This is a genomic window from Dyella sp. (assembly GCF_035508675.1).
Taxonomy (GTDB): domain Bacteria; phylum Pseudomonadota; class Gammaproteobacteria; order Xanthomonadales; family Rhodanobacteraceae; genus Dyella_B.
Window position 1 is genome coordinate 1 of record NZ_DATJMN010000268.1, and the last position, 2,572, is coordinate 2,572.

Sequence of the window (2,572 nt, forward strand, 5' to 3'; positions counted from 1 at the left end):
AACACTTGCGCCTGGCGCGCCAGCACGGCGGCCGGATCGGTATTGCTGCTGTTGAAATCCAGCACGGCGGCGGCATTGGTGGACAGCGCTTCGGCTTCCGGACGGATGCGGTCGACGAAATCCAGGCTGCGGTGCGCGGCCTGCGCGCTCATCTCCAGCACTTCGCCCAGATACTTGCGTGCGTCGATCATGCTGTCGGGCACGCCTTCGTTGGCCAGGTCGCTGCCCAGGCGGCTCACGGCGCCGTGCAGGTCGCGCGCCAGCACGCCCAGTGCGCGGAACAGATGCTGTTCGCGCTGGCGCACCATGGTATCGAGCGCCTGCTCGAACGCCGTGCCGTCCTTGCTGTTGAGCAGGGCGATCACTTCCGGCGGCAGGCCTTCGTTCAAATCGGCGGTCATGGCGACACTCATGCGGATGCTCCCTTGGCGGCAAGGCGCTCGAAGATCTTGTCGAGCTTTTCCTTCAGCGTTGCCGCCGTAAAAGGCTTGACGATGTAGCCGTTCACGCCGGCCTGGGCGGCGGCGATGATCTGCTCGCGATTGTTTTCGGCGGTGACCATCAGTACCGGCAGGCCCTTGAGCTTGGGCTCGGCGCGAATCGCCTGCAGCAGCTCGATGCCGGTCATGTTGGGCATGTTCCAATCGGTCACGACCATGTCGAAGGCATTGGCCTTGAGCATCGTCAGTGCATTGTTGCCGTCGTCGGCTTCCTGGATGAGCGGGTTGCTGAAACCCAGTTCAACCAGCAGATTGCGAACGATTCGCCGCATGGTGGAGAAATCGTCCACCACCAGAATTTTCATGTTCTTGTCCAAACACGTTCTCCAGAGGCTTTGGAAACGAGGGGGAGTTGAGAAACGAGTGAGGTGCGAACCGTCGGTGTTTGCTCTTTCCTTCGGAAGAAGGTTTCGCGGGTTTTCAGGTTCGGCCATGCCAGGACGCGCCGCCTTGCCTTATTGCCCGGAAGCCCTCTTCCGAAAGAAGAGCCACGCACTTGCCGGTACGCGGAATGCTTAACTGCGCTGTGTGCTGAAACTCGTTGCCTTGCTCCTCTTCGGTCGCCTGTTGTTTAACCCCGCCAATCGCCCATGCGCGCCCGCAAGCGGACCAGCGCCTGGCCGTGGATCTGGCACACGCGCGATTCGGTCACGCCGAGCACCAGGCCAATTTCCTTCAGGTTCAATTCCTGCTCGTAGTACAGGGACATCACCAGTTGTTCGCGCTTGGGCAGCGTGCTGATCGCCTCGGCCAGCGCTTCGCTCATGTTTTCCTGCTCGAAACTGTCCGCAGGCCCCAGGCTGTCGTGGTCGACCACGTCCAGCGCACCGCTTTCGCCGCCCTCGCCGTCGTCCGGCGCGGTAAGGCTGAGCAGGCGCGCACTGGTCGCGTCGGACAACACCTGGTGATACTCCTCGGCGCTCATGCCGAGCCGCTTCATCACCTCGGCGCTGTCCGCATCGGCGCCGGTTTCGTTTTCGATCTGGCGCACCACTTCGGCCACTTCGCGCACCTTGCGATGCACCGAACGCGGGGTCCAGTCAGTACGCCGAAGCTCGTCCAGCATCGCGCCACGGATGCGGATACCCGCATACGTTTCGAAGCTGGCCGCGCGATCGGTCGTGAAATTTCGCGCCGCCTCCAGCAAGCCGATCATGCCCGCCTGCATCAGGTCTCCCACATCAACGCTCGGCGGCAGACGACCCATCAGGTGGTAGGCGATGCGCCGCACGAGCGGCGCATGCTTGCGCACCAGTTGGTCCGCGTCCTCGCGTTGCAGCTGCAGATATTCCGAAGCCACATTCATGTCACCACCCCGCAGCCGGCACACTCTGGCCGCTGAAAAAGGCAATTCGGCCAAGGTCCGGGTACGCGGGTTTTCCCCATGTATCGACCGCCCCTGCCAATTGCTTGAATCCCATCGCCGCACGGCTGGATGGCCACAGGTCGACCACGGCGCCCTGGCGCCGGATCGCCTGCCGCAGCCATTCGTCGTGCGGCACCATGCCCATGTAGTCCAGCGCCACATCGAGGAAGCGTCCGCAGACGCGCGCCAGCTTTTCGTAAAGTTTTTTCGCGTCGCCCGCCTGGCGGACCATGTTGGCGACGATATGGAAGCGCCGCACGCCGAAGTCGTGGGCGAGAATCTTGATCAGCGCGTAGGCGTCGGTGAGCGAAGCCAGCTCGTCGCACACCACGATCACCACATCGTCGGCCGCGGCGGCGAACATCGCCACGTTGTCGGCCACACCGGCGGCGGTATCGACCACCAGCACTTCCGGCGGCTGGATCAAATCGTCGAAGGCGCGGATGACCGCGGCATGCTCGCCGTTGCCCATCTTGGCCAGGCGTCGCACGCCCGATCCGCCCGGCACCACTTTCAAGCCGTGCTGCGCCGGCATGATCAGATCCTGCAGCGTGCACAGACCTTCCAGCAGATGCCCCACGTGGCGCACCGGATTGAGGCCGAGCTGCACGTCCACGTTGGCCACGCCCATGTCGGCGTCCAGCAGCATCACGTCGCGCCCGGCCATCGCCATGGCCATGGCCAGGTTGACGGCCACCGTGGTCTT

Annotated in this window: 4 protein-coding genes; all 4 read right to left on the minus strand. The window is 63.6% G+C overall.

The window, feature by feature from the left end:
* Positions 1-413: protein phosphatase CheZ (locus VMA74_RS13895; RefSeq protein ID WP_325367933.1), on the minus strand; the 413-nt coding region annotated here is incomplete at its 3' end.
* Positions 410-817 (minus strand): chemotaxis response regulator CheY, encoded by a 408-nt coding sequence (cheY, locus tag VMA74_RS13900; protein WP_325367935.1) that lies wholly within the window; start codon positions 815-817, stop codon positions 410-412. The genes cheY and VMA74_RS13895, both read right to left, overlap by 4 nt.
* 254 nt (positions 818-1,071) lie before the next feature.
* Positions 1,072-1,806, minus strand: a complete 735-nt coding sequence (locus VMA74_RS13905; protein WP_325367937.1) for an RNA polymerase sigma factor FliA — start codon at positions 1,804-1,806, stop codon at positions 1,072-1,074.
* Between the two features lies 1 nt (position 1,807).
* Positions 1,808-2,572, minus strand: a 765-nt coding sequence (locus VMA74_RS13910; RefSeq protein WP_325367939.1) for a MinD/ParA family ATP-binding protein, incomplete at its 5' end; no start/stop codon positions are given.

Coding starts and splice junctions, on each gene's coding strand:
- VMA74_RS13905 (WP_325367937.1), bottom strand. CDS start 1,806: ATGAATGTGGCTTCGGAATATCTGCAGCTGCAACGCGAGGACGCGGAC.